Here is a 25024-nt window from a genome sequence, read left to right as displayed (position 1 = left end):
ACAAAAATATTATGAAGCAGGCCATAAATTGGGACGATCAGCGCATCTTCCTCGCTGTTCTTGAAGAAGGCAGTCTTTCGGGTGCGGCCCGGCGGCTCGGCCTGTCTCACCCCACGGTGCGCTCGCGCCTTGAGGGGCTCGAAGCGGGTCTTGGTACAGTGCTGTTTACGCGCTCGATGTCGGGACTGGCCCCGACCGAGGCTGCGGAAGCCCTGCGCGAGCCGGCTCGTGCCATGGCGATCGCATCAGATGTCTTTGCGCGCCGCGCGTCCGCCCCGTTCGGGGAGGTCGCCGGCATCGTGCGCCTCAGTGTGCCCGAATTCATGGGAATCGAAGTCGTTCCGGCAATGCTTGAAACGCTCAGGGTGTCCCATCCAGCAATCCGCATTGAGCTGTCCTTGTCCAACCAGCGTGCTGACCTGCTCAGCCAGGAGGTCGACCTTGCCGTGCGCACTGTGGCGCCCGGCCAGAATGCCCTGGTCGCACGCAAGGTCGCCGAAATCCCGCTCGGCATGTTTGCCAGCCCTGCATATATTGCGCGGCGCGGAATGCCTGAAACGCTTCGCGATCTTGCCGATCATGATTTGATCGGACCTGACCGCGACCCGCTCGATCTTGAATATGCCCAGCGTCTTGGGTTGGCCTTTGCGCTCAACCGCATGGTGTTGCGCACCGACAGTCACCCCGCCCAGATCGCAGCGGCCCGGGCCGGTGTGGGGATCGCGGTTGCCCAAATTCCGGTGTGCGCGGCCGATCCGCGCCTCGTGCGCATTCTGCCCAATTACGCACCTGTCGAAATGGGCACATGGATTGTAACTCACGAAAACCTGGCGCGCGTCCCCCGTGTCCGGGCCGCATTCGATGCGCTCGTCGAGGGCTTTCATGCCATGATGCGCTACCCCGAACGGTAGCCCTGGTCGCCCACGCAACCAGTTTGCCCCTTCGCGCGTTATCCATTGGTCCTATTAGGGACTATCATTGACAGTGCTGTTGTGGGGATCACATGGAAGACGCAGGAATTGGCTGGATTGCAGCCATCATTATTGGCGGTCTGGCAGGCTGGATTGCTTCAGCCATCATGAAGACAGGCACCGGAATTTTTCTCAACATCGTCTTGGGCATCGTCGGCGCGGCGATTGCCAGTTTTCTTTTCGGCATTATCGGCGTTTCGTTCGGTGGCTGGTTTGGCTATCTGGTTGCGGGGCTTATCGGTGCCTGTATCCTGATTGCTATCGTAAGGGCCGTCCGACGGTAACAACACCTTCAAAATTGCATTATGAGACCGGCGTCTTACCCAGGGCGCCGGTTCTTTTTGTCGCACCCGCTCTACACGCTTCGTTAACATCCCTATGCGGCTTCCAATGACTCGTTAAGGCGTGAGGCGTATTGTTGTCCCGGCCACCAGCAATGGAGGGGGGGACTTATGCTGATAGGCTCGCGTTTGCCCTCGCAGCAAAGATGGGTTGATGATGACGGTACGTCCGCCGTCGAATTCGCCCTGATCGCACCGGTCTTTCTGTTAATCCTTTTCGGTGTGATCGGTTACGGAATCTACTTCGGTGCCGCCCATTCGGTCCAGCAACTGGCCGCTGACGCCGCCCGCTCTGCAGTGGCCGGGCTCTCGGGCAGCGAACGGACGGCCCTGGCCAATGCATTTCTGGCCAACAATGGCGGATCCTACGTTCTGATCGATCCTGAGCTGCTGACTATCGAAGCGGCGCCCAGTGCATCCGATCCAGACCAGTTCCTAGTCAGCGTCAGCTACGACGCTTCATCTTTGCCGATCTGGAACCTGTACCCGCCGCTGCCGCTGCCCAGCACAACGATCAGCTTTTCATCAACGATCCGCAATGGAGGGGTTTGAGCCGTGCAAAAGCTTGCCCGCTTTCTGGCCGACAACAAGGCCAATGTCGTCACCCTTTTCGCCGCCGCCTCGCCCGTTCTGCTCGGGCTTGCGGCATTTGCTGTCGACGAAGCTGCCCTGCATCTTGAAAAGCGCCGCCTGCAATCGGTTGCCGACCTGGCGGCTATCCACGCCGCGGCCAATCCGGACGAGGCTGCAGACAGGGTGCGCCTTGTGCTCACCGATGCCGGATACGACCCGTTGCCCGAAACGATGATCGTTCAAACCGGCCACTACGCGCCCGACCCATCGGTGTCGCCTGCCAGCCGGTTTACGCTCGATGCCGGCCCGGTCAACGCTGCCCGCGTCACACTGCGCCGCCAGGGCACAGTTCATTTCGCGACGATTTTCGGCCTGCCCCCACCACAGATCGGCGTTGTGGCCACTGCCAGTGCCACTCCAAAGGCCGCCTGGTCAATCGGCTCGCGTCTGGCGAGCCTGAACGGCGGCGTGCTCAACGCAGTGTTGGGCGGTCTTGTGGGCACGGAGCTGTCCCTGTCCCTTGTCGACTACAATGCGATCGCTGACGTCGATATTTCCCTGCTCGACTTTCTTGATGCCCTTGCCGGCGAAGTCGATCTTACCGTCGGCACCTATTCTGAACTCCTCAATACTGACATTGCCCTTGGCGACATCGCTGCGGCTATTGCCTCGGCGTCCGGCGGCAATGGCGTGCTCGTACAATTGGCCGGGTTGGTCGACGATACGATCAGCGTGGATATGGCGCGCCTTATCGTTGCCGATGGCCTGGCCGGGCTTGCTTTGGGTACGTCGGCCGCCGTTGAAGCCAGCGTGAACGCGCTGGGTCTTTTGTCCGCTGCGGCGCTGGTCGGCGATGGCAATCGCCATATCAGCCTTGAGTTGGGCACGGGCGTGCCCGGTGTTACCGGGGTCGATGTAGCGCTTGTGGTGGGTGAACCGCCGGTCGGCGGTTGGTTCACGCTTTCGAGCGAAGGCAATTATCTGCGCACCGCCCAGACCCGGTTAAGGCTCGACATATCGGTTCTGGGAAATGGGGGCGGTCTGGGCCTGCTCAACATAACCCTGCCGGTCTATGCCGAATTGGCACCAGCCGAAGCCCGCCTGGCGAGCCTTTACTGTCCGCCGGGCCGCCCTCAGCAGGGAACGGCAACCATCGCCGCCCGGCCCGGGGTGCTGCGGTTGGCTGTCGGCAAAACGCCACACGCAACATTCCTGGACACCACCAGCCCGCTGGTCATCAAAAAGGCGTCCATCGTCACCTTGCTGGGCGGCATTGCACGGGTCAATGCCCGCGCCGATGTTTCGATGAGCCAGACACAGCCCATCTCGCTCTATTTCAACGCTCATGACGCCACCAATGGCACAGTGCGGACAGCAACTACGCAAACGCCGGTGTCCAGCCTCAGCAGCTCCCTGATCGGCAATCTCGATCTCGAACTGGAAATTCTGTCCATCAATCTGCTCGGCGGGCTGCTTTCGGGTGCACTCGGCATCGTTCAGGGCCTGCTCGATCCTGTCGGGCCGGTTCTCGATGAGGTGCTTTTGGTCCTCTTCGATGCGCTTGGGCTTGGTCTTGGCGAGGTCGATGTTGCCGTTCACGGCTTTGACTGCCGCAACGCCGCCCTCGTGCAATAGACAAACGCACGAGGGCGGCAGATGACGCATCCCACGCGCTGTCCCGGCCAAAATCCGGGCCAGCGCTGAGCTTGTCAAAATACGTTAGGTCTTTGTCTTGCCGTTGGGGTGAAGCGTTTCCCCACGCGCCAGCATAGCCACGAACTTTTCAATATTTCGGGTGCGCGTTTCGGGTCTTTTCACCCCGGTGATGCGAAACATCAGCGCGTAGAGATTGGCGCGGTTGAGCGTCTGATACGTCGTCAGTGCCTCTGGGTTGGCCGCCACCGCAGCCAGGAAGTCCTCGGGCATTGTAAATTCGGATCCCGATGCGTAGGCGGCATCCCAGCGCCCATCGGACTTGGCCGCCTCGATCTGCGCGAGCCCTGGCGGGCGCATCAATCCTTCAGAAATCAGGTTTTCAGCGTGCCGTGTATTGATCTGGCTCCAGATCGATTTTTTCCGTCGAGGGGTAAAGCGCAACAAGTATGATGCCTCGTTGTGCTTTTTCCTGATCCCGTCTATCCACCCCCAGCACAACCCGGCCCGAACGGCGTCCTGATAGGAGATCGTCTCGATCCCCGACCCCTTCTTGAAAAACTGGACCCAAACCTCGTCCCAGGCGCCTCCATGCTGAGCCAGCCAGTCATAGAATGTGTCGAAATCGGCAAAAGGTCGGATCTTGTCTGGATCGGGAATGACGGGCGGCATGGCGACTCCTCTTTTCTGCAACACTACAGAGAGGCGGTTTGCGCGCAAGTCGGGTGCGGTGAAAGACAAGGACGGGTGTATGAGCAAGGCGGAGCCGAGGAGCCTGGCGAACGCTCTCGCCGCGCCATGGCAGGCGAAACCAAAAGCATCGGCGCCGTCAAACTCGCAATGATATGCATAGTGATATGAAAAAATGGTGGAGCCAAGCGGGATCGAACCGCTGACCTCCTGCATGCCATGCAGGCGCTCTCCCAGCTGAGCTATGGCCCCATCGATGGGTGGCGCTTCACGCGCCGTCCGGGTAGTTCGTCAGGTGTCCTGAGCGAACGGGCGGAACCTAGTGAGAAGTGTTTTGCGACGCAAGAGCAAAAAGCGTCCAGCGTCGCAAATTTTTCATGCCGGTTTGAAAACCCGCAGACCGTGGTGCCGACCGGCGCAGCCATGGGGGCGGTTTCGCCCGTCCTGGCGGCGCAATGGCGCAGAAAAGCGCTTAGCGCTCGTCTTCGTCAACTTCGACGTCGAACTCGATGCTATCGTCGTCATCATCGGATTCGAGGAACGTGTCGTCATCGTCGCCGCCCAGTTCTTCGTCGACTTCAACATCTTCGACATCGGGGATGTTGTCGTCGTTATCGTCATCGTCGTCGGTATCGGCTTCGGCGTCATTGAGCGAAATGACTTCGGCTCCGGCTTCCTTGGCTGCGACATCGACGTCGGCTTCTTCAACTTCGTCTTCCTCGACAACTTTTTCCGCCTTGCGCTCCTTGGCGCCAAACTTGGCGGCTGCCTTTTCCTGGGCCGCTTCAAAGAAGCTCAGGGGATAGGATTTGCCGGTATAGGGCGAGACCACGGGGTCTTTACCCAGATCGTAGAATTTCTTGCCCGTAACCGGGCATGTCCGCTTGGTACCGCGTTCGTCACTGGCCAAGGCAATTCCCCATTCATCTGCTGCTGTAGGGTTGGCAAAAGTGCGCCCCGGAAAAACGGTATCCGATTTCCTCACCAGGGCGCTACAAACATATATGCGGGCTTATGGCCCCGTGTCAGAAGGGCGGCCGCTTTGGGGGACCGGTTAGCGTGAATTTTTCGCTGCTGTCAAACGCAAAATGCGCAAGCCCGCCGCAGCAATTGGCACGCTGATGCGATCATGCTAAGCCCGAGCTCGATTTTACCCTTTCCAGTCCCGGTCCATTTGCCATGTCTCACGCCCTTCCCTCGCGCCCGCGCGCCAGCCACAATGCCGGTGCGTTGTCCGGATCCATAAAGGTTCCGGGCGACAAGTCGATTTCCCATCGCGCGATGATGTTTGGTGCCATGGCGCTTGGGCGGACGTCGGTCACTGGCCTGCTTGAAGGTGAAGATGTTCTGGCCACCGGTCAGGCCATGCGGGCCTTTGGCGCGAAAGTGGAAAAGATCGGTGATACCTGGCAGATCGACGGTGTTGGAGTTGGCGGCTTTCTTAGCCCCCAGGGCGATCTTGATTTCGGCAACGCCGGCACAGGCGTGCGCCTGACCATGGGCCTTGTCGGCGCCTATCCATTCGTGACGCGCTTTGTGGGCGATGCCTCGCTGACGGCGCGCCCGATGGGCCGTGTGCTCGATCCGCTGCGCGCCATTGGTGTTGAAGTGGTCGAGCATCATGACAACAGGCTCCCCATTGCCCTTAAGGGTCCAACTGATCCTCTGCCGGTGGACTACCGCGTGCCGATGGCCTCCGCGCAGGTCAAATCCTGCGTGCTGCTGGCCGGGCTGATCATCCCGGGCACCACCAGGGTGGTCGAACCGATCATGACCCGCGATCACACGGAGAAAATGCTCGAAGGGTTTGGTGCCGATATCGAGGTCGCAACCGATGCTGAAGGCGTGCGCACCATAAGTGTCGCTGGCCTGCCCGATCTCAAGGGACAGGAGCTTGTCGTCCCCGGCGATCCCTCCTCGGCCGGTTTCCCTCTGGTTGCCGGCCTGATCGTGCCGGGCTCGGAAATCGTTATCGAAAACGTACTCATGAACCCTACGCGCACCGGCCTGATCACCACGCTGATCGAAATGGGCGGCGATATCGCCATCGAAAACCGGCGCAATTCCGGGGGCGAAGACATTGCAGATCTTCGCGTCAAGCATTCTGCCCTCAAGGGTGTCACGGTTCCTGCAGGGCGCGCGCCTTCGATGATCGATGAATATCCAGTGCTCGCTATCGCTGCGGCCTTTGCACAGGGCGTCACTCATATGCCCGGCCTTGATGAATTGCGCGTCAAGGAATCCGACCGGCTCGCAGCCGTGGCCCGAGGGCTCGAAGCCAATGGCGTTATATGCGAAGAGGGCGAGGACTATCTGACAGTAACGGGCAAGGGCGGCGTACCGGGCGGTGGCACAGTGGCCACCCATCTCGATCACCGTATCGCCATGAGCTTTCTGGTGATGGGCCTGGCGTCGGACAAGCCGGTTACCGTCGATGACGACAGGATGATCGCCACGAGCTTTCCAAGCTTCCAGGCCGACTTCACCCGTCTCGGTGCCGGCTTTTCGCAAAGCGAGGATGCCGCATGATCATCGCGGTGGATGGACCGGCGGCATCGGGTAAAGGCACTATCGCTGCAGCGTTGGGACAGCATTTCAACCTGCCACATCTAGATACCGGATTGCTCTATCGCGCCGTCGGGCTGGCGGTCAAAGCCCATATCGAGGCCCCGGGCCTTGAGGCGCTGGCAACAAAAGCGGCCCAGGAACTTGATTCCGCGGCCATCGATCCAGAATTTCTGCTCGGCGCCGAGGTCGGTGTGCTGGCCAGCAAGATCGCTGTGTTTCCCGGCGTGAGGAAAGCCCTGTTTGCCTTCCAGCGCGACTTTGCAACCCAGCCGCTCGGTGCGGTTCTTGACGGTCGCGACATCGGTACGACCATCGCCCCGGAAGCCGATGCAAAACTGTTCATCGTTGCCGATGCCCGCGTGCGCACCGATCGCCGGGCGCGCCAGCTTGAATCGCGTGGACAGACCGTCGATCGCGCCAAGCTGCTCGCCGATATCGAGGCGCGCGACGCTCGCGACTCAGCAGCGCCGCATGGCGGATTTCACCCTGCAGACGATGCGGTCTTGCTCGATACGACCGATTTGGGTATAGAAGCGGCCATTAAGGCAGCCATCGCGCAAGTGGAGGCGGCTATCGACCGCAAGTCGGCCGGCTCGTGAGAGCCAAGGCAAAATCCAAGCTTGCGGCTTTGGGCCACCGATGCTTCGCATCTGAATCCGCTTTGCGGTTTCGTCTGTCCTGTCAGTATTCGCCGGTTTGAAGATCAGCGTTCCAGACCCCATTTGGGGCGGGAACGCTGCTTGTCATGGCGGCATGACGTATTCTTATCATCAACACCAACCCAATGTTCCGGGCATCCCGCTCGGAATGGAGTTTTAATGGCTAACCAGAACGTATCTGCAGAAGATTTCGAACAGCTCCTTTTTGAGAGCTTTCAGGACATCGATCCCGTCGAGGGCACGGTTGTCAAAGGCAAGGTCGTCGCAATCGAAAAAGACCTCGCCATCATCGACGTGGGATTGAAGACCGAAGGCCGCGTGCCGATGAAGGAATTCGGCGCCGCTGGCCGCGATGGCACAATTGCCGTCGGCTCGGAAGTCGAAGTCTATGTTGACCGCGTCGAGAACGCCATGGGCGAGGCTGTCCTCTCCCGTGAAAAGGCCCGCCGCGAAGAAAGCTGGGTTCGCCTCGAAGTCCTCTACGACAAGGGCGAAAAGGTCGAAGGTCAGATCTTCAATCAGGTCAAGGGTGGTTTCACCGTCGATCTCGATGGCGCCGTGGCCTTCCTGCCGCGCTCGCAGGTCGATATCCGCCCCATCCGCGACATTGCTCCGCTGATGAACGTGCCGCAGCCTTTCCAGATTCTCAAGATGGACAAGCGCCGTGGCAACATCGTTGTGTCGCGTCGTGCCATTCTCGAAGAATCGCGCGCCGAGCAGCGTTCGGAAATCGTCCAGCAGCTCGAAGAGGGCCAGGTGGTCGAAGGCGTCGTCAAGAACATCACCGATTACGGTGCGTTCGTTGACCTGGGCGGCATCGACGGCCTGCTGCACGTCACCGACATCGCATGGCGTCGCGTCAACCACCCCAACGAAGTCCTGGCGATCGGCGAGACCATCAAGGTCCAGATCATCCGCGTCAATCAGGAAAGCCATCGTATTTCGCTGGGCATGAAGCAGCTCCAGGCCGACCCCTGGGAAGGTATCGCTGCCAAGTACCCGGTCAATGCCAAGTTCACTGGCCGCGTGACCAACATCACCGACTACGGTGCGTTCGTCGAGCTCGAGCCAGGCATCGAAGGTTTGATCCACGTCTCCGAAATGAGCTGGACCAAAAAGAACGTGCATCCGGGCAAGATCGTCTCGACCTCTCAGGAAGTCGAAGTTGTCGTTCTCGAAGTCGATCCCGAAAAGCGCCGCATCTCGCTCGGCCTCAAGCAGACCCTTGCCAATCCGTGGGAAAGCTTTGCCGACAAGTTCCCGGTCGGTGCCGAGATCGAAGGCGAAGTCAAGAACAAGACCGAATTCGGCCTGTTCATTGGTCTGGACGGCGATGTCGACGGCATGGTCCACCTTTCCGATCTGGACTGGAACCGTCCTGGCGAAGAAGCGCTTGAAGACTACAACCGTGGCGATATCGTCAAGGCCAAGGTCCTCGACGTCGATATCGACAAGGAACGCATTTCGCTCGGCATCAAGCAGCTTGGCACGGACTCGTTTGAAACCGCGGCTGCGGGTTCGGATGGCCTGCGCAAGGGTGCGATCGTCACTTCTGAAGTCACCGCCGTCACCGATGGTGGCCTGGAAGTGCGCGTTGCCGATACCGATCTGACTGCCTTCATTCGGCGTTCGGACCTGTCGCGTGATCGTGAAGACCAGCGCCCCGAGCGTTTCGCCGTTGGCGAAAAGGTCGATGCCCGCATCATCCAGTTCGACAAGAAGACCCGTCGCATCGGCCTTTCGATCAAGGCCCTGGAAATCGCCGAAGAAAAAGAAGCCGTTGCTCAGTACGGTTCCTCGGATTCCGGCGCTTCCCTCGGCGATATTCTTGGCGCAGCCCTCAAGGGCCAGGACAAGAAGTAAGCACACGGAGTGCTGCCAGGAAAAGTGGCTCCCACTTTTCCGGTTCGGCAGCGCGCCCACTTAAATGCTGCTTTGAAATTACGGGGCTCGCGCGAAAGCGCGGGCCCTTTTTCGTTGGCGCATTTTGCGCGTCGGGCAAGGGTGTTTGCTGGCCTTGGTGCCGGTCAGTTATTCGACGGGCGTGCCGAACACGGCGATTGCCCCGCCAACAATTGCCAGGGCTGAAAACAACGCGGCTCTCCACCTCTTGCCGCTCATTGCGGCACCGATAGCGGCTATCGTGGACTGGATTGCGTAGTAAACTGCAAAGGCGCGCGACGCATAGCTGATGATTTCAAAGATATTGGCCGTCCAGGTCAGCACGATGCCGATGCCGACCAAAATTCCATAGGCCAGCTTTTCCGGGATTCGGCCTCTCGAAATCTCTGAAATAAGGCCCCCCGATCCGCTGGTATCCGCAATTGCAGCGCTAAATTGCGCACTCAGAGCGGCCACGACGAGGAGCAGAGGCAATATTGGGGCAACGACTTGCATAAGATCGATGATTGCCGTCTCGTCCAGCGACAGCGGGCCGGTTTCGAAGGCATAGGTAAGCAGGACGATGTAAATGCAATAGATCGCTGTGGAGATCCACTGCGCAAGGCGCATCGAACGAATACGCAGATCGGCATCGTAGGTGGCTGAAAGGTAACGTGAGGTTTCAAACCCCTGAACCGTTACAATCAGGCCCGCCATCAGCGTGACCGATGCCCAACCGGTGATTTGGGGCGGATCGAAATGCAAAGCGTCCGCCTCGACTGACGCTCCAAAATACATAGCAAGACCAAACACCAGACCGGCGATGATCGCCAGTTTCAGCCCCACGGAAATCTGCTCCATGCGTTCGAGAGCTGCAAATCCGCGCGTCCAGCCGGTAAACAGGATCAGCATGAAAACCGCTGTCGTGAGCAGTTTGGCGTGAAAGCCGTCATTGAGCTGGGTCAGGCTCACGCCGAAGGCACCGAACAGGTTCAGGTAATATGCGACGGAAACAAAAAACGCGAAAGCCAGCACTGTAGACGCGATCCTGTCCAGTCCTGCCAACACGCGCGAGGGTCTGGATCGCCTATCGATTTCCGCGATGTTGAAACGGATCGCGCTCCCAAACAGATAGGCTATTGCGCAAAGTCCCAACATGACCAGCGGCGCATAACCGCCATAGCTGACATCGAGGATGGGTCCCAATACCAGAAAGCCGCTTCCGATAATGGACGCAAGAGGGGTAATGGTTGCGCGCCAGGTGACCGAATTGGCAACGCGCGGCCAAATCAGGATCGCCCCGGCCAGCACAACGACTGCCAATATTGAAGCGTTCAACATCACACGATCTTTTCAGGCTGGCGCTTTGAGAACAATTGGTTCGGACACTTGCCCCGCTTGCGACTCACAGGCGCGCCAAAATCGGGAAGTGAACGCGAGCGTTCGATTGCGGCTATAAATCCGGCCCCGTCAGAAACGGCATGATATCGACCCCATCGCCAGGAAATACGGTAATGTGCGGGTGGTCGAGAAACAGCCGTGCCGCGTCCTCGGCGGTGTCCGCCTCGACAATCACATAGCCGCAGAAATCATTGACGCCAGCCACGATCCCTTCTTTGGTCGCACGCGTCGTCTTGCCGACCATGCCGCCGAGATTGGTCAGATGGGCAGCGTTCTTTTTCTCCCATTCCGCCCATTGCGGCACGCCGGTTGCATCGACAGCGTCCTGTTCGGATTTGGGCCGATTGCGAAACTGCGCGAGATCCTCGCGCTTCATTGTGTAAACGGCGAGAAATGTGGGCATGGGGCGCTCTCGATGCTGGATCTGTCGGCAATCTAGCGTTCGGCGACCGTCAAGTCACGCCTTGCCAGCACTCCAGACCTTGCAGAACATGACGATCGCGGTTTGACTGGCAGCATGGTTTATTGTTGCAAAAAGGGGGCCGTATATGATGAATATCAATCGTCTGCGGATCGCAATGCTTGGTGTCGCTGCCATCGTTTCGCTTACTGTCCTGGTGGGGGCGGCCAGCGCGCAAGGGTTGGACGCGTCGGACCAGACCGACGCCACCCAGCCCCTCACCGTCGGCGTCTATGTCCACCCGCCCTTTGTGATGGAAGCCGATGGCCAGTACAGCGGCATGGCCATCGAGCTCTGGCAATGGCTTGTCGGCAAGCTCGATTATGACAGTGAGTATGTCCAGTTTTCCAACGTTGGTGCGTTGGTCGATGCCACTGCAGAAGGTGTCGTCGATGTCGCCGTCACCAACATGACAGTGACGCGCGGACGGGCCGAACGGATCGATTTCACGCACCCCTGGTTTGATGCAGGACAGCGGATCATGGTCGATGAAAACGCTGGTGGAAGTTTTTCCGACCTCATTGCCGGGCTCAGCGAATCCGGCCATTTGCGTGCTTATGCTTGGATCGCCGCGGTCATCGCCATCGCCACAATCCTTCTCACCCTGTTCGACCGCCACTTCGACAAGGACTTCCCCCGCCGCTGGCGCGATGGGCTTGCCGAGGGGTTCTACACTGTCATGTCGGTAGCCACCTCGGGACGGCCCCCGGCGCGAAAGAACCTGTTCGGTTGGCTCGGCCGGTTCTGGCAGGGGCTGTGGCTGGTTTGCGGCATCGCCGTTCTCGCGTATCTCACTTCGTCGGTCACAAGCGTCATGACCACACTGTCCCTCAATAGCCAGATCAATTCGGAAGCCGATCTTCCTGGTCGCCTCGTCGGTGTCCAGCCCGGCAGTGTATCCCAGGATTATGCCACAGAAGCGGGGCTCAACATTCGTCCGTTCGAAAGCATCGATGATGCTGTGGTCGCGCTGGTTGCTGGCCGCATCGAAGCCATTGTGGGCGACGCGCCGGTTCTTGAATACTACGCTCACACCAATCCCGGCTATCCCGTCTCCGTTGTCGGCCCGATCTTTGCGCCGGACAAATATGCGTTCGGCCTGGCTCTGCGCAGCGATTTGACCCGCGATTTGACCATCGAGCTGATCGGCGCGCATGAAAGCGGCGTGATTGAGGAGATCAAGCAGCGCTATTTCGGCGACGAGTCCTAGCGTGCACGGCTTGCCAGTTCGGGCGCGACGCAGATCTGCTTGAACGCCTTGGCTGCAGCCGAGAGCCTGCGTTCCTTGTGGTGCAGCATGGTAAAATGGCGCGGGGGGAGGGTGACATCGAGCAGTCTGAGTTGCCCGCTGGCCAGAAACGGGGCCACGACCAGCCTTGAAAGCGCAGCAGCGCTGGAACTGTTCAGCACGGCATTGAGTACTGCCTCGTTGGTCGGCAGGGTCAGCGCTACGTCGAAATCGGCGACAGTGAGACCGATCGCACCAAGACCGTGTTCAAACTCCGTCCGTGTCCCGGACCCCTTTTCGCGCACGATCCAGCGATAGGCATCAAGCGCGGTCGGATTCGCGGGCAGGGTATGGGTGCTTTTCGAGACGACGGCCACCAGTTCATCTGAATAGACATGGGTCGGGTCCAGAGCGGGCTCATCGATGCTGCCTTCGATAAACCCGATCTCTGCATCGCCCTCGAGAACGGCCTTGGCCACGCTTTTCGTGTTGCCGGCCTCAAAAGCAATGGAAATCCCGCTGTAGCGTTTGGCAAACCCCAGCATGCGGGGCGGTAGCCAGTAATTGGCGATGGTCTGGCTCGCGTGGATGGATATGTGCCCGGCCCGCAATCCTCCAAGGTCATCAAGCAATCCTGCCGCCTGCCGCGCAGCGGACAGGGTGCGCCGGGCCTCAGGCAGAAAAGCCTGGCCCACGCCTGACAACTCGATCCCCCGCCCCACCCGCTCGAACAGCCTGATGCCATGGCTCGTTTCGAGCGCCTTGATTGCCGAGCTGACGGCGGATGGCGTCATGTTGATGGCCTCGGCAGCACGCGTAATGTGCTCGCGCTCGGCCACGGCCACAAAGATCGCCAACTGCTCCAATGTCATTGTTCGATTCCATCGAATGAAACATGATAAATTATGCGATAGAACAACAAGCTTGCAATGGATAGTCCAGTGATAGCACCACTGGGAGAAGAAAATGCCAACTTGGCCGGATCTGCGAGCAACCTGTCCTGGGCTGGCGTTGTCCGGTGTCGTGGCAGGCCTGGCCTGGCTCTGTGAAGAGCTGCAAACCGTCCTATTGGGCTATCCCTTTATCGACGGGCTCGTCCTCGCCATCATGCTTGGCGCGCTCATCCATACATTTGTCGGCCTTGCGCCGCGCTTTTATCCGGGCGTTACGCTGTCGGCTAAACTTGTTCTGGAACTGGCCATCGTTCTGCTCGGCGGGACCATCGGCGCCGCAGCCCTGCTCTCCTCAGGCATCCCGCTTGTCGCTTCGATTGCTGCCGTGGTCATTGTTGCATTGGGCCTGAGCTATTTGATCGCGCGTCTCATCGGGCTTGAGGCGCGGCTTGCAGTGCTGGTTGCCTGTGGCAACTCCATCTGCGGCAATTCGGCGATCATGGCGGTTGCCCCTTTGGTCGACGCACGCTCGGAAGATGTTGCGGCAGCCATCAGCTTCACAGCGGTGCTCGGGATTGTTGTTGTGCTCTTGCTGCCGGCCTGTTTTGCCCTGCTCGGCCTGACCCAATGGCAATACGGCGTTGTCGCGGGCCTCTCGGTTTACGCGGTACCCCAAGTGCTCGCGGCGACACTGCCCATTGGCACGTTCAGCGCGCAGATCGGTACATTGGTCAAGCTGATCCGCGTTCTCATGCTCGGGCCAATGATTGTGGGTCTGGGTCTGCTCAACGGGCGGCGCGGAGGCCGTTCGGTTGCGTTGGGTCTGCTCGTGCCCTGGTTCATCATCGGCTTCATCGCCCTGATGGCGGCCCGGACGACAGGGATATTGCCCGACGGTTCCGAGTCGCTGTTCGGTACGGCCTCGTCGCTTTTGACGCTCATCGCGATGGCTGGGCTGGGGCTCTCGGTCGATTTACGGTCCGTATTGGCCTCGGGCGGACGTGTTCTTCTGGCAGGCGCGCTATCAATTGCAGCGCTGATCTCACTGGCCATCCTGACAGCGATGCTGCTGCCGCAGGGTTGATCGCCTCGGTCGTACTGTCCTTACGCCCGAAGCCGCTCGACTGCCTTGGCCTCATTGTCGGCCCGTGGAACAGGCAGACGCACTGGAAGGCGCAGCGCTGAAACCAGGCTGCGATATTCCTGGCGCGCGTTGACATGGGACATCGATGGCGTTGATCCCAGAATGTCCGCTTCGAGCGGGTCGAATACTGTCATGCCCAGCGTAAACAGCGAGCGGAAAATCACCCGCTCGGCAATCCCTTCGGCAACCCGGCAGCCCAGGCGCTCGGCGACCTTTTCAATTGTCTGCTGCACCTGGCTGGTGTTGCGCGACCCCAGATGCGCAATGCGGTTGCGTACAAGCACCCAGTCGATTGTGCTGCCTGTGCGCTGCAGCCGTTCGGCACGTGCCTTTTGCACATTGCGCGAATAAGGGCTTGTTTGGATCGGTTCGCCGCTTTGATCGTCGACACGCGCCAGAACGTCAAGGTCGATCATGGAATCGTTAAGCGGCGTCACCAGCGTGTCTGCCAGCTCCAGCGTCGCGCGGGCAAGGTTGCAGTCAAAGCCCGGCGTGTCGATGATGATGAAATCGACATCTTTGCGCAGGCCGGCCAGCGAGCGGGAGAAGATCTCGCGCTCGGCAATTTGGTTCTCGGCAATCGAATCGCCCCAGGCCGTGGGAATATAAAGATGCTTGGGCAGCGGGATATCGCGCCCGCGCGTCTGGGCCGTGGTCCTGCGATTCTTTACGTAGCGGGTCAGCGTTTGTTGACGGCTGTCGACATCCACTGTGCCCACGCGATAGCCCTGATGGAGCAGATAGACGGCCAGATGCAGCGAGGTCGTCGATTTGCCGGACCCCCCTTTTTCATTGCCGACAGCAATGATGTGCGCGCCTGCCTGTGTCATGTTCAATACCCCAAATCAGCAAATCAAGATGGCTCTATCAGGTGTCAACATGGTTAACGGGGCCTTAATGCTGCCCCTTCTCACGTGCGCTGGCGGCTGGTTTTCAACCGAAAGTTGAACCAGTGATCCCCGGCGGTCCGCGACGACGGCCCCACACAGTTGATAGTGCAACAGATTTGTTGCATTATGCGCTAATGACCGCTGAAGACGAAAGCCTGAACAGGGTGTTCCGTGCCCTGGGCGACACAACGCGCCGCCTCATCATTGTCGAGCTGGGCAAAAGGGATCGCCAGTCCCTGTTCGAGCTTTATACGCGCGTGGTCGCGACACATGGCGTTGGCCAGACCCGGCAGGGCTTCTCCCGGCATCTCATCACACTGGAAGCTGCCGGAATCATCGAGGTGGAATGGCAGGGCTCAACAAAACTCCATCGTCTCAACAAAACCCCTATTGCCAGGCTCGCGTCGGGCTGGATGCAATCGGTTCAGGAGGACACATGAAGATCTACGTCACGTCAGTCTATGTCGACGACCAGAACAAGGCTCTCGATTTTTACACGACAAAGCTTGGCTTCATCAAAAAGCACGACATTCCCGTAGATGGCGATAACCGATGGCTCACCCTGGTCAGCCCCGACGCTCCGGACGGGGTCCAATTGCTGCTCGAGCCATCCGGCCACCCCGCTACAAAACCATTCAAGGATGCGCTTGTCGCCGATGGCATCCCACTGACCTCGTTCCAGGTCGATGACATCGACGCCCAATACGAGCGTCTGGTCGGGCTCGGCGTTGTATTTACCCTGCCACCGACCGATGCGGGGCCGGTCAAAATGGCCGTGCTCGACGACACCTGTGGCAATCTTATCCAGATCGTTCAGATGGTCGCACAGCAATAACGGCTTGTATTTGAAAGCAGTCCAATTCTATTGAGCGCGGCGCCATTGCCGCGCCATTCACTCCGACCCAAACTTTGCGCAGTTTTTCTCATGGCTCACTGGCGCCCACTTGTTTCCGCCGATATTGCTGCCGTTTCGGCCATTGCGGCAAAAATCCACCACGATTTCCCCGAGGATGATGCGGTGTTTGCCGACCGGCAGACCATTGCAGAAGAATTCTGTTTCCTGCTCGAAATCGATGGTGAGCCTGCAGGCTATCTTCTGGCCCATCCCTACCGGCTGGGGACAATCCCTGCGCTCAACACGGTGTTGACCCGCCTGCCCGAGCCTTGTGACACGCTCTATATTCACGATCTGGCCCTGTTGCCCGCAGCGCGGGGCAGCGGCGCCGCGCGTCAGATTGTCGAAACCCTCGTCAAGCGCGCCAGGCCCTTTGGCGCGCTGAGCCTTGTTGCCGTCAACGGATCGGTCCCCTTCTGGACGCGCATGGGGTTTGCGCAAAGCCAGGATCTCCACCTTAGTGCAAAGCTGGCAAGTTATGAGCCTGATGCGCGCTATATGATCCGCGCTGCGGCACAAGACGGCTGAAGCGTTCCAAGGTTGCGCCCGGGCCGTGTTAGCGATAGCGATCATCGCACGATGTTCAATTGGGATGCTCCTTGATGCCCCACGCAGACGATCCCGTCGAAACGATCCCGGTAACCCGTGCGCTGCGCCGTTCACGTGGCCGCTGGCGCATCTTCGCCTTTCTCGTTCTGGCCGTCGCTGTCAGTGTCGGCCTTGCGCGCTTCTCGCCGCTGCTCAATCCGGTCGGCGATGTTGTCGCGCGTGTTGCCATCGCTGGAACCATCACCACAGATCCCGAGCGGACAGCGCTGCTTGAACGCCTGGCAGAAGATGAAACTGTGTCGGCAGTCATTGTCGCCATCAATTCGCCTGGCGGCACCACTGCGGGCGGGGAAGAGCTCTATGTCTCGCTGCGCGCGCTGGCCGAGCAAAAACCCGTGGTCGCGACAATCGGCGAGCTTGGCGCGTCCGCTGCGTATATGACAGCCATTGCCACTGACCGCATCTACGCGCGCAACCTGTCCATCGTCGGCTCTATCGGGGTTTACTACCAGCATGTCGATGCCTCGGGATTATTTGAAACCCTGGGCGTTGATCTCGACAAGGTGGCTTCGGGGCCGCTCAAGGGAAAACCCGAGTTCGACGAGCCGATCAGCCCTGAAGTCCGCGAGTCCCTGACCGATCTTGTCGATTCCTCATACGCGTATTTCGTTGACCTTGTGGCAGAACGCCGTGGCCTCACCCGCCAGCAGACATTGTCGCTGGCCGATGGCCGCATTCTTTCCGGCGTCATGGCAATCGAGGCAGGGCTCGTCGATCAGGCAGGCGGTGAGAGTGACGCCATGGCCTGGCTCGCTGCCGAGCGCGGTGTCGACCCCGATCTCGATATTGTGTCGGTCTGGCCGCGCCAACGCGCGCCGGGTTGGCTCGATCTGGTGTTCGGATCGCTGGCCGGTATGTTCGGTGAAAACGGCTGGCCCGGCTTGCCGCTTGACGGGCTGGTTGCGCTTTGGCACCCTCACGCCCGTTAAGGTGAAGATCCCAACAACTTACCCGAGGGTGTCGAACACCCCAATTTGCGCCGGGGGGCGTGCGACAGATCATGATAAAATCCGAACTCATCGAAACGCTCGCTGCGGAAAATCCGCACCTGTTCCATCGTGATATCGAAAACATCGTCAACGCCATCCTCGATGAGGTTGGCGATGCACTGGCCCGCGGCGATCGGGTCGAATTGCGCGGATTTGGAGCGTTTTCGGTCAAAAATCGCCCTGCCCGCGTCGGCCGCAACCCGCGCACCGGCGAACAGGTCGATGTCGACGAAAAATACGTGCCGCAATTCAAGGCCGGCAAGGAAATCCGCGAACGGCTCAACGGCGGCTGACGCCGCTCAGTGGCTGGCACTTGCCGCAAACGATGGTAAGGTGGACCTGACCCCGCCGACGTCCCGGAACCGACCCGGGATCGCGATACCGGCAGTGCTGGCGGCATTTTTTGTCGCCGCCCGCGCGACAATTGGACAGTAATCTTATGCGCAAACGCATCATCGGTTGGCTCGTTCTCGTGCCCATCTGCCTTCTGGTTCTGGTTTTTGCGCTGGCCAACCGGCATACTGTAGCCGTCAATTTCAACCCGCTGGTCGCTGTCGATGAGGCTGCGCCCGGTTATGGCGTGCCGTTGTTTCTCGTGATTTATGCTGTGCTGTTTATCGGCATTTCGCTGGGTGGGCTGGCCGTCTGGTTCACCCAGGGCACGCACCGCAAGCAGGAACGTCGTCTGCGCCGCGAGAACGACAAGCTTAAGTCCGATCTCGAGCGCTCGCACCGCACCGCTGCCCGCGAACCCGATCCTGCATTGCGTGCCGCCGACGAGCTGGCCTGATGGATCAGCCCATCATCAAGATCTGCGGGGTGAAGACCCCCGAAATCCTCGAACATGTCATTGTCGAGGGCGCCGACATGGTGGGGTTTGTTCATTTCGCCAAAAGCCCGCGCCATATCCCCTTTGCCGAGATATCCAAGCGCGTCGCCCAGGCTGGTGACCGGATCGAAACTGTCATCCTGCTGGTCGATCCCGACAATGATACACTTGCCGCTGCTGTCGAAACCGGCGCCGGCTGGCTCCAGCTTCACGGCAGCGAACCCAAGGGTCGTGTTGCCGATATCCGTGAGCGCTCGGGGCTGAAAATCATCAAGGCTTTGCCCATCGGGGACAAAAACGATGTGCGCCAGGTGCCTGCCTACCGCCCGGTTTCAGACAGGCTGATTCTCGATGCGCGCCCCCCAAAAGACGCAACGCGTCCTGGCGGCCTTGGCACAGCGTTTGACTGGTCGCTGCTCGAAACCCTTGACCCCTCGGTCCGCTTCATGCTTTCCGCTGGGCTCAATATCGACAATGTGGCCCGCGCCGTTGAAACCCTCAACCCCTTCGGCCTTGACGTTTCTTCGGGCGTCGAGCGGGAAAAGGGCGTAAAAGATGCCGGGTTGATTACCCGGTTCATCGCCCAGGCCCGGGCCGCGGCACAATAAGGTTTTATCCAGCATGACCCAGCAAAGCGCCAATTCCCTGCGTCAGGGACCCGATGAGAACGGCAAGTTCGGCATTTATGGCGGGCGCTTCGTTGCCGAAACGCTCATGCCGCTTATCCTTGATCTGGAAAAAGCCTACAGGGCCGCTCAGGCCGATGACAAATTCCACGCTGAAATGGACGATCTGCGCACCCATTTCGCCGGGCGCCCCTCCCCGCTCTATTTTGCGGAGCGTATGAGCGGCGAGCTTGGCGGCGCCAAGGTCTATTTCAAGCGAGAGGACCTCAACCACACAGGGTCCCACAAGCTCAACAATTGCATCGGCCAGATTCTCCTGGCCAAGCGGATGGGCAAGAGCCGCATTATCGCCGAAACCGGCGCCGGCCAGCACGGCGTTGCCACGGCCACGGTTTGCGCCCGGTTCGGTCTGCCCTGCACCATCTTCATGGGCGCCACCGATGTCGAACGTCAGATGCCCAATGTGCTGCGCATGAAAATGCTCGGCGCTGAAGTCCGTCCGGTCACCGCCGGTGCGGGTACGCTGAAAGACGCCATGAACGAGGCGCTGCGCGATTGGGTCACCAATGTCGATACGACCTACTATCTGATCGGCACCGCCGCCGGCCCGCACCCGTATCCCGAAATGGTGCGCGACTTCCAAAAAATCATTGGCCAGGAAATCCGCACCCAGATCATTGACGCCGAGGGCCGGCTCCCTGATGCGCTGGTCGCCTGCATCGGTGGCGGCTCAAACGCCATCGGCACCTTCCACGATTTCCTCGATGAGCCGAACGTGAAGATTTTCGGCACCGAAGCTGCAGGTCACGGCGTCGATGTCGAGAACGGCCACGCCGCCTCGATGACCGGCGGTCGCCCCGGTGTCTTGCACGGCAACCGCACCTATCTTCTTCAGGATGCCGACGGTCAGATCATTGAGGGCCATTCGATTTCTGCCGGTCTTGATTATCCCGGTGTCGGTCCAGAGCATTCCTGGCTGCGCGACAGCGGGCGGGTGAACTATGTTCCCGTTACCGATACCGAAGCGCTCGATGCCTTCATGGCCTGCACCAAGTTTGAGGGCATCATCCCGGCGCTCGAAAGCGCACATGGTCTCGCGCATGTGATGAAGCTTGCGCCCAGCATGGGCAAGGACGAGATCATTGTCCTGTGTCTGTCCGGCCGCGGCGACAAAGACGTCGAATCCGTGGGCAAGCATCTGGGTATGGCGCTCTAGTCCCCATTACCGCATTTCCGATGCGTCCAGACGCGGTGCCATCCCAGGTGCCGCGATAGCCCTTCCGTGCCGAGCGATCCTGACCCTCTCCTGGAGCTGGCCGGCCATTGGCAGTGGCGCAAACGCATACCCCAATCGACATGGATTAGTGCAGGCGAAGCCCCGTATTCTAGCTAGAGTATAAAAGTTCTGGACAAGAGATAGCTGGTTGGCTATGAATTGACGTATAGCCAATGAGGTATGCGTTATCAATGTCCACCAATCAAGACGTTCTGTTCCGCACGCTGGCCGATCCGACCCGGCGGGCGCTGTTCGAGCGGTTGTGCAAGAGCGGTGAATTGACGGTTGGCGCGCTGACCCAGGGTGCAGGCGTTTCTCAGCCGGTCGTGTCAAAGCATCTTGGCGTCTTGCGTCAGGCTGGCCTGGTCAGCGACCGCCACGAAGGCCGCCATACCCATTACAGCGCCCGCATAGATGCCCTTGCCCCGCTAGCCGACTGGACACGACAGATGGCCGGGTTCTGGCACACACGGTTCGATGATCTTGAGGATTTACTGAGGAGGATGGATCAATGAAATTCAATGCATGGTTTCGCCAGGCACATCGGTGGCTGGCAATCGCATTCACGCTCGGCGTTGTCGTCAATTTCATCGCCTTGAGTGGCGGCGAGGAGCCGGCATTCTGGGTCTATCTCCTGGCGCTGATTCCCCTGTTTATGTTGCTGTTTACCGGCCTCTATCTGTTCGCGCTGCCCTATGGGCTCAAATGGCGCGGTGCGCGGCGCGTCGGCGAAAAGGGGTGATTCATGGGCAAGACCGATAACAAGCCGGTATTATTGTCGGGCGGAAACCCTCAAATTCCCAAGGGGTATGGTGACGCCCCCGTGCAGGCCTATATCGCTGCGATGCCGGGTTGGAAGCGCGATATTGGTCAGCGCCTCGATGCCATCATCGGCGAGGTCGTCCCCGATGTGGAAAAGGCAGTCAAATGGAACTCGCCATTTTACGGGGTCGAAAAGGACCATTGGTTCACCTCATACCACTGCATGACCAAATATATCAAAGTGACGTTCTTTAGCGGCAGCGATCTCGATCCGTTGCCGCCCGGAACGTCGAAATACCCCGCAGTGCGCTACCTCGACATCTATGAGGACAAGGGGTTCGATCAGGATCAGTTTGCAGCCTGGATCGCCCAGGCCGCCAAGCTTCCCGGCGAAAAATTGTGAGGCTATAGCAATGAAAAAATCTGACACCCCCGACCCCGCTGGTGCGACGGCATCTGAATTGATCGACAAGCGCATTGCCGAGCTAGGCGATTGGCGCGGCAAGGTGCTCGCAAAGGTGCGGGCTTTGATTCATGAGGCTGTGCCCGAGGTGATCGAGGAATGGAAATGGCGCGGCACGCCGGTCTGGTCACATGCAGGCATTATCTGCACTGGCGAGAGCTACAAGACCTATATCAAGCTCACCTTTGCCAAGGGCGCTTCGCTCGACGATCCGGCCAGGCTGTTCAATGCCAGCCTTGAGGGTAATGCCCGCCGCGCCATCGACATCCACGAGGACGCAAAAATCGATGAAGACGCGCTAAAGGCGCTGATTGTCGCCGCAGCCGTCACCAATGCCAGCAAAAAGCCGGCACGGCCAAAAAAGCCAGCAGGGGATAAAGCCCAATGAACCAGCCGATCACCGTTACCGTCGAACGTGAGATGCCCCATCCGCCTGCAAAGATCTGGCGCGCGCTCACCCAGCCTCACTTGATGGAAGAGTGGCTGATGAAGACCGATTTCAAGCCTGAGGTCGGCCATGATTTCACCCTGCGCGGCGATTGGGGCGGCGTCCAATGCCAGGTCCTGGCCATCGAGCCGGAAAAGACCCTCTCCTACACTTGGAACCACCCTCACGACGATCCGGCCTATTCACTGGAAAGCGTAATTGTCTTCACCCTCACACCTGTCGATGGCGGGACACATCTGCGGATGGAACAGACAGGGTTCCGCCCTGAGCAGAAACAGGCAATTGGCGGTGCCAAATGGGGTTGGCAGGAATATCTCGCAAACCTCGAAAAACTGGTCGCCGGAATCGACTAGCAACGGCAAGCCCCTCGTTTCGCGCATGGCTGGAATACCCGTTGGGCGCTTGTTAATCTGCCGGGCCGGGCGCATTTAAGTGTCAAGAAATCAAACATCTGTCTGGAGATTTGAATATGGCACGCAGCGGCGTCTTCGCTTCCATCTCGGGATTTTTCGGTGACGTGGGCCGGGCCCGCAACGCATCGAACCTGTACAGCGATCTGTCCAACCTGTCCGACGATGCACTGCGCGCGCGCGGGCTGACGCGGTCTGATCTGGCACGTCACGCATTTGATACAGCGTTCAACGGCAAGTAATTTTGGCCGTTTTCGCCTGTCGCATCAAAAGGCACCCCGCCCCAGGCCGGGTGCCTTTTGCGTTTCAGTGGCAAACGGTCGACAAGGTCTGTTGACTCGGCCCCCCAACCTGTCCTTTATCCCCGCAATAACATGGCGTGCGGGCAGGAGAAGTCGCTGGCTTTCCCGGTTCGGCCGCAGGACAAACGAGCTCTAATTCCACCCGGAGATTTCATGGTCGCCTCGCGTATCGACAAGCGGTTTGAAAAGACACGGGCTGAAAACCGCCCCGCCTTTGTATCTTTCGTCATGGCCGGGGATCCTGACCCCCGAACCGCTGACGCCATTCTGGCCGGGCTTCCCGCCGCCGGCGCTGACGTGATCGAGCTCGGCATGCCGTTTTCCGATCCCATGGCCGATGGCGTTGCCATCCAGCTTGCCGGTCAGCGCGCTCTTGCCGCGGGCATGAGTCTTGAAAAGACCCTCGCCATGGTCGCCCGCTTCCGTCAGGCTGATGATGAAACCCCCATAGTTCTTATGGGGTACTACAACCCGATCTATATCTACGGCGTTGAAAAATTCATTGCCGATGCCGTCAAATCCGGCGTCGATGGCCTGATCGTTGTCGATCTGCCCGCCGAGGAAGATGACGAGCTTTGTATCCCCGCGATTGCCGCGGGGCTCAATTTTATCCGGCTGACCACTCCGACCACCGACGCTAACCGGCTGCCTACAGTTCTCAACAATGCCTCGGGCTTTGTCTATTACGTCTCGATGACCGGTATCACTGGCGCCGAGATCAAGAACCGCGCCGCTGTCGGTGAAGCTGTCAACCGCATCAAGGCCCATACAGATCTGCCGGTGGCCGTCGGATTCGGCATCAAATCTGCCGAAGACGCCGCGCTTATCGGCAAGGACGCCGATGGCGTCGTCGTGGGATCAGCGCTGGTTAGCGCTGTTGAAAAGTCACTTGAGAATGGCCGAGCCAGCCTGGGAACGCCACAAGCTGTTCACAATCTGGTCCGCACCCTGTCACAGGGTGCGCGTTCAGCCAGAAGCTGATAGTATTGCCACAATTGCCTCCTACATGTTTGACGACGCCCGTCGTCGAAATGAAAAGCTGAGACGAGAAAAATGAACTGGATCGACAACGTCGTTCGCCCCAAGATTCGCTCCTTCCTCAATCGCCGCGAGGTCGAGGATAATCTGTGGGTCAAATGCCCCGAAACCGGGGAAATGGTGTTCCATCGCGATCTTGAGGCCAATCAGTGGGTCGTGCCCAATTCGGGCTACCACATGAAGATCAAGCCGGTTGATCGCTTGAGCCATTTCTTCGACGATGGCCAGTACACAAAGCTCGCACTGCCATCGGTTCCAGCCGATCCGCTGAAGTTTCGCGACACCAAGCGTTATACCGACCGCTTGAAGGAATACCGCACCAAGACCGGCAATGACGATGCCATGCTCGTCGCCCAGGGCGACCTCTATGGCGCCAGGTTGACGGTTGCTGTTCAGGATTTCGATTTCATGGGCGGCTCGCTTGGTATGGCTGCCGGCTCGGCCCTCGTGACGGGTCTGGAAGCGGCGCTGGCCAACCACACGCCGTTTGTCATGTTCACGGCCTCTGGTGGCGCCCGCATGCAGGAGGGTATCCTCTCACTCATGCAGATGCCGCGCACCACTGTCGCCGTACAGCGTCTGCGCGAGGCTGGCCTGCCCTACATCGTGGTCCTGACCAACCCAACCACCGGCGGCGTTACGGCATCCTACGCGATGCTGGGCGACGTGCATCTCGCGGAACCTGGCGCGGTCATCGGCTTTGCCGGTGCGCGGGTGATCGAGACGACGATCCGTGAAAAGCTGCCCAAGGGCTTCCAGCGCTCGGAATATCTCTACGAGCATGGCATGGTCGATATGGTCGTTCATCGTCACAATCTGCGCTCGACGATCGGCTCGCTGATTGGCCTTTTTACCAAAGCTCCGGCCAATGACGCCATTCCGGCTGCCCGTCAAAGCGCTCCGGCGACTGCGGCGCCTGTCAGCATGCGTGATGCCGCAATCGCTGCCGAAGGCGATGGGGATGATGATTTTCTGGCCAATGCTCCGGTCGCTGGCCACGCCGAATAGTTAGCCCATAGAACCCC

The 25024-nt window shown here is 59.5% G+C and carries 31 protein-coding genes and 1 tRNA gene; 25 read left to right on the top strand and 7 right to left on the bottom strand.

The features are described 5' to 3' along the window. The first annotated feature begins 11 nt into the window (after window positions 1–11). The 4 genes from ACN0TA_RS00730 to ACN0TA_RS00715 all read left to right on the top strand — a co-directional run bounded on the left by ACN0TA_RS00730 (window position 12) and on the right by ACN0TA_RS00715 (window position 3520). On the top strand, window positions 12–911 hold the full coding sequence (locus ACN0TA_RS00730) for a LysR family transcriptional regulator (protein ID WP_417578807.1): 900 nt from the start codon (window positions 12–14) through the stop codon (window positions 909–911). A gap of 92 nt (window positions 912–1003) precedes the next feature. Further along, entirely contained in the window at window positions 1004–1255 is a 252-nt protein-coding gene (locus tag ACN0TA_RS00725) for a GlsB/YeaQ/YmgE family stress response membrane protein (protein ID WP_417578805.1), read from the top strand. Window positions 1256–1423: 168 nt separating this feature from the next. Continuing rightward, window positions 1424–1864 (top strand): TadE family protein, encoded by a 441-nt coding sequence (locus ACN0TA_RS00720; protein ID WP_417578803.1) that lies wholly within the window; start codon window positions 1424–1426, stop codon window positions 1862–1864. A gap of 3 nt (window positions 1865–1867) precedes the next feature. Then, complete coding sequence (locus tag ACN0TA_RS00715; protein WP_417578801.1) at window positions 1868–3520, top strand: TadG family pilus assembly protein; 1653 nt, start codon at window positions 1868–1870, stop codon at window positions 3518–3520. 84 nt (window positions 3521–3604) lie between these two features. Here ACN0TA_RS00715 and ACN0TA_RS00710 read toward each other — a convergent pair whose 3' ends face one another. The 3 genes from ACN0TA_RS00710 to ACN0TA_RS00700 form a co-directional block, all read right to left on the bottom strand. After that, the gene (locus ACN0TA_RS00710; protein ID WP_417578799.1) at window positions 3605–4210 is read right to left on the bottom strand and encodes a YdeI/OmpD-associated family protein; all 606 of its coding nucleotides are present in this window, start codon (window positions 4208–4210) and stop codon (window positions 3605–3607) included. 194 nt (window positions 4211–4404) lie between these two features. After that, window positions 4405–4480 (bottom strand) — tRNA-Ala (locus ACN0TA_RS00705). Between the two features lie 220 nt (window positions 4481–4700). Beyond that, window positions 4701–5138 carry a TIGR02300 family protein gene (locus tag ACN0TA_RS00700; RefSeq protein ID WP_417578797.1) on the bottom strand — a complete coding sequence of 146 codons (438 nt, stop codon included), beginning with the start codon at window positions 5136–5138 and terminating at the stop codon, window positions 4701–4703. A 269-nt stretch (window positions 5139–5407) separates the two neighbouring features. Between ACN0TA_RS00700 and aroA the strand changes: the two genes are divergently transcribed. From aroA to rpsA, 3 genes are all read left to right on the top strand, one after another. Next, window positions 5408–6757 carry a 3-phosphoshikimate 1-carboxyvinyltransferase gene (gene aroA, locus ACN0TA_RS00695; RefSeq protein ID WP_417578795.1) on the top strand — a complete coding sequence of 450 codons (1350 nt, stop codon included), beginning with the start codon at window positions 5408–5410 and terminating at the stop codon, window positions 6755–6757. Then, window positions 6754–7395, top strand: coding sequence for a (d)CMP kinase (cmk, locus tag ACN0TA_RS00690; RefSeq protein WP_417578793.1), 642 nt, complete (start codon window positions 6754–6756; stop codon window positions 7393–7395). Before aroA ends, cmk begins: the two co-directional genes overlap by 4 nt. Before the next feature lie 219 nt (window positions 7396–7614). Further along, complete coding sequence (rpsA, locus tag ACN0TA_RS00685) at window positions 7615–9318, top strand: 30S ribosomal protein S1 (protein ID WP_417578791.1); 1704 nt, start codon at window positions 7615–7617, stop codon at window positions 9316–9318. Between the two features lie 168 nt (window positions 9319–9486). Here rpsA and ACN0TA_RS00680 read toward each other — a convergent pair whose 3' ends face one another. Together ACN0TA_RS00680 and ACN0TA_RS00675 are read right to left on the bottom strand one after the other, a co-directional pair. Further along, complete coding sequence (locus ACN0TA_RS00680) at window positions 9487–10677, bottom strand: hypothetical protein (protein ID WP_417578789.1); 1191 nt, start codon at window positions 10675–10677, stop codon at window positions 9487–9489. Between the two features lie 112 nt (window positions 10678–10789). Then, window positions 10790–11140, bottom strand: a complete 351-nt coding sequence (locus ACN0TA_RS00675) for a hypothetical protein (protein ID WP_417578787.1) — start codon at window positions 11138–11140, stop codon at window positions 10790–10792. Between the two features lie 145 nt (window positions 11141–11285). Between ACN0TA_RS00675 and ACN0TA_RS00670 the strand changes: the two genes are divergently transcribed. Next, the gene (locus ACN0TA_RS00670) at window positions 11286–12407 is read left to right on the top strand and encodes a transporter substrate-binding domain-containing protein (protein ID WP_417578785.1); all 1122 of its coding nucleotides are present in this window, start codon (window positions 11286–11288) and stop codon (window positions 12405–12407) included. On the opposite strand, the gene ACN0TA_RS00665 is transcribed toward ACN0TA_RS00670, so the two are convergent. After that, complete coding sequence (locus ACN0TA_RS00665) at window positions 12404–13297, bottom strand: LysR family transcriptional regulator (RefSeq protein ID WP_417578783.1); 894 nt, start codon at window positions 13295–13297, stop codon at window positions 12404–12406. The genes ACN0TA_RS00670 and ACN0TA_RS00665 overlap by 4 nt on opposite strands. Window positions 13298–13391: 94 nt before the next feature. On the opposite strand from ACN0TA_RS00665, the gene ACN0TA_RS00660 reads away from it, so the two are divergent. Continuing rightward, entirely contained in the window at window positions 13392–14402 is a 1011-nt protein-coding gene (locus tag ACN0TA_RS00660; RefSeq protein ID WP_417578781.1) for a YeiH family protein, read from the top strand. Window positions 14403–14422: 20 nt separating this feature from the next. Here ACN0TA_RS00660 and ACN0TA_RS00655 read toward each other — a convergent pair whose 3' ends face one another. Beyond that, window positions 14423–15292 carry a division plane positioning ATPase MipZ gene (locus ACN0TA_RS00655; protein WP_417578779.1) on the bottom strand — a complete coding sequence of 290 codons (870 nt, stop codon included), beginning with the start codon at window positions 15290–15292 and terminating at the stop codon, window positions 14423–14425. Between the two features lie 194 nt (window positions 15293–15486). Between ACN0TA_RS00655 and ACN0TA_RS00650 the strand changes: the two genes are divergently transcribed. The 16 genes from ACN0TA_RS00650 (at window position 15487) to accD (ending at window position 25007) form a co-directional block, all read left to right on the top strand. Beyond that, window positions 15487–15792 (top strand): ArsR/SmtB family transcription factor, encoded by a 306-nt coding sequence (locus tag ACN0TA_RS00650; RefSeq protein WP_417578777.1) that lies wholly within the window; start codon window positions 15487–15489, stop codon window positions 15790–15792. Then, on the top strand, window positions 15789–16187 hold the full coding sequence (locus ACN0TA_RS00645) for a VOC family protein (protein WP_417578775.1): 399 nt from the start codon (window positions 15789–15791) through the stop codon (window positions 16185–16187). Before ACN0TA_RS00650 ends, ACN0TA_RS00645 begins: the two co-directional genes overlap by 4 nt. A 90-nt stretch (window positions 16188–16277) precedes the next feature. Next, entirely contained in the window at window positions 16278–16775 is a 498-nt protein-coding gene (locus ACN0TA_RS00640; protein WP_417578773.1) for a GNAT family N-acetyltransferase, read from the top strand. A 74-nt stretch (window positions 16776–16849) separates the two neighbouring features. Beyond that, a complete protein-coding gene (gene sppA / locus ACN0TA_RS00635) occupies window positions 16850–17785 on the top strand; it encodes a signal peptide peptidase SppA (RefSeq protein ID WP_417578771.1) in 936 nt (311 codons plus the stop codon). 71 nt (window positions 17786–17856) lie between these two features. After that, window positions 17857–18138, top strand: coding sequence for an integration host factor subunit beta (locus ACN0TA_RS00630; protein WP_417578769.1), 282 nt, complete (start codon window positions 17857–17859; stop codon window positions 18136–18138). A 146-nt stretch (window positions 18139–18284) separates the two neighbouring features. Further along, complete coding sequence (locus ACN0TA_RS00625; protein ID WP_417578767.1) at window positions 18285–18635, top strand: lipopolysaccharide assembly protein LapA domain-containing protein; 351 nt, start codon at window positions 18285–18287, stop codon at window positions 18633–18635. Further along, window positions 18635–19282, top strand: coding sequence for a phosphoribosylanthranilate isomerase (locus tag ACN0TA_RS00620; protein WP_417578765.1), 648 nt, complete (start codon window positions 18635–18637; stop codon window positions 19280–19282). Before ACN0TA_RS00625 ends, ACN0TA_RS00620 begins: the two co-directional genes overlap by 1 nt. Window positions 19283–19295: 13 nt before the next feature. After that, window positions 19296–20516, top strand: coding sequence for a tryptophan synthase subunit beta (gene trpB / locus ACN0TA_RS00615; protein WP_417578763.1), 1221 nt, complete (start codon window positions 19296–19298; stop codon window positions 20514–20516). Between the two features lie 251 nt (window positions 20517–20767). Continuing rightward, entirely contained in the window at window positions 20768–21091 is a 324-nt protein-coding gene (locus ACN0TA_RS00610) for an ArsR/SmtB family transcription factor (protein ID WP_417578761.1), read from the top strand. Beyond that, a complete protein-coding gene (locus tag ACN0TA_RS00605; RefSeq protein ID WP_417578759.1) occupies window positions 21088–21318 on the top strand; it encodes a hypothetical protein in 231 nt (76 codons plus the stop codon). Before ACN0TA_RS00610 ends, ACN0TA_RS00605 begins: the two co-directional genes overlap by 4 nt. A 3-nt stretch (window positions 21319–21321) precedes the next feature. Next, a complete protein-coding gene (locus tag ACN0TA_RS00600) occupies window positions 21322–21741 on the top strand; it encodes a DUF1801 domain-containing protein (protein ID WP_417578757.1) in 420 nt (139 codons plus the stop codon). 10 nt (window positions 21742–21751) lie between these two features. Continuing rightward, a complete protein-coding gene (locus ACN0TA_RS00595) occupies window positions 21752–22189 on the top strand; it encodes a DUF1801 domain-containing protein (RefSeq protein ID WP_417578755.1) in 438 nt (145 codons plus the stop codon). Further along, window positions 22186–22602 carry an SRPBCC family protein gene (locus tag ACN0TA_RS00590; RefSeq protein ID WP_417578753.1) on the top strand — a complete coding sequence of 139 codons (417 nt, stop codon included), beginning with the start codon at window positions 22186–22188 and terminating at the stop codon, window positions 22600–22602. Before ACN0TA_RS00595 ends, ACN0TA_RS00590 begins: the two co-directional genes overlap by 4 nt. A 116-nt stretch (window positions 22603–22718) precedes the next feature. Next, window positions 22719–22901, top strand: a complete 183-nt coding sequence (locus ACN0TA_RS00585; RefSeq protein WP_417578751.1) for a hypothetical protein — start codon at window positions 22719–22721, stop codon at window positions 22899–22901. 213 nt (window positions 22902–23114) lie between these two features. Then, window positions 23115–23942, top strand: a complete 828-nt coding sequence (gene trpA, locus ACN0TA_RS00580; RefSeq protein ID WP_417578749.1) for a tryptophan synthase subunit alpha — start codon at window positions 23115–23117, stop codon at window positions 23940–23942. Between the two features lie 72 nt (window positions 23943–24014). Next, on the top strand, window positions 24015–25007 hold the full coding sequence (accD, locus tag ACN0TA_RS00575) for an acetyl-CoA carboxylase, carboxyltransferase subunit beta (protein WP_417578747.1): 993 nt from the start codon (window positions 24015–24017) through the stop codon (window positions 25005–25007). Window positions 25008–25024 lie beyond the last annotated feature (17 nt).

It is taken from the genome of Pelagibacterium sp. (genome assembly GCF_048264985.1).
Taxonomy (GTDB): Bacteria; Pseudomonadota; Alphaproteobacteria; order Rhizobiales; family Devosiaceae; genus Pelagibacterium.
This window is presented reverse-complemented; position numbering and strand designations above follow the sequence as displayed.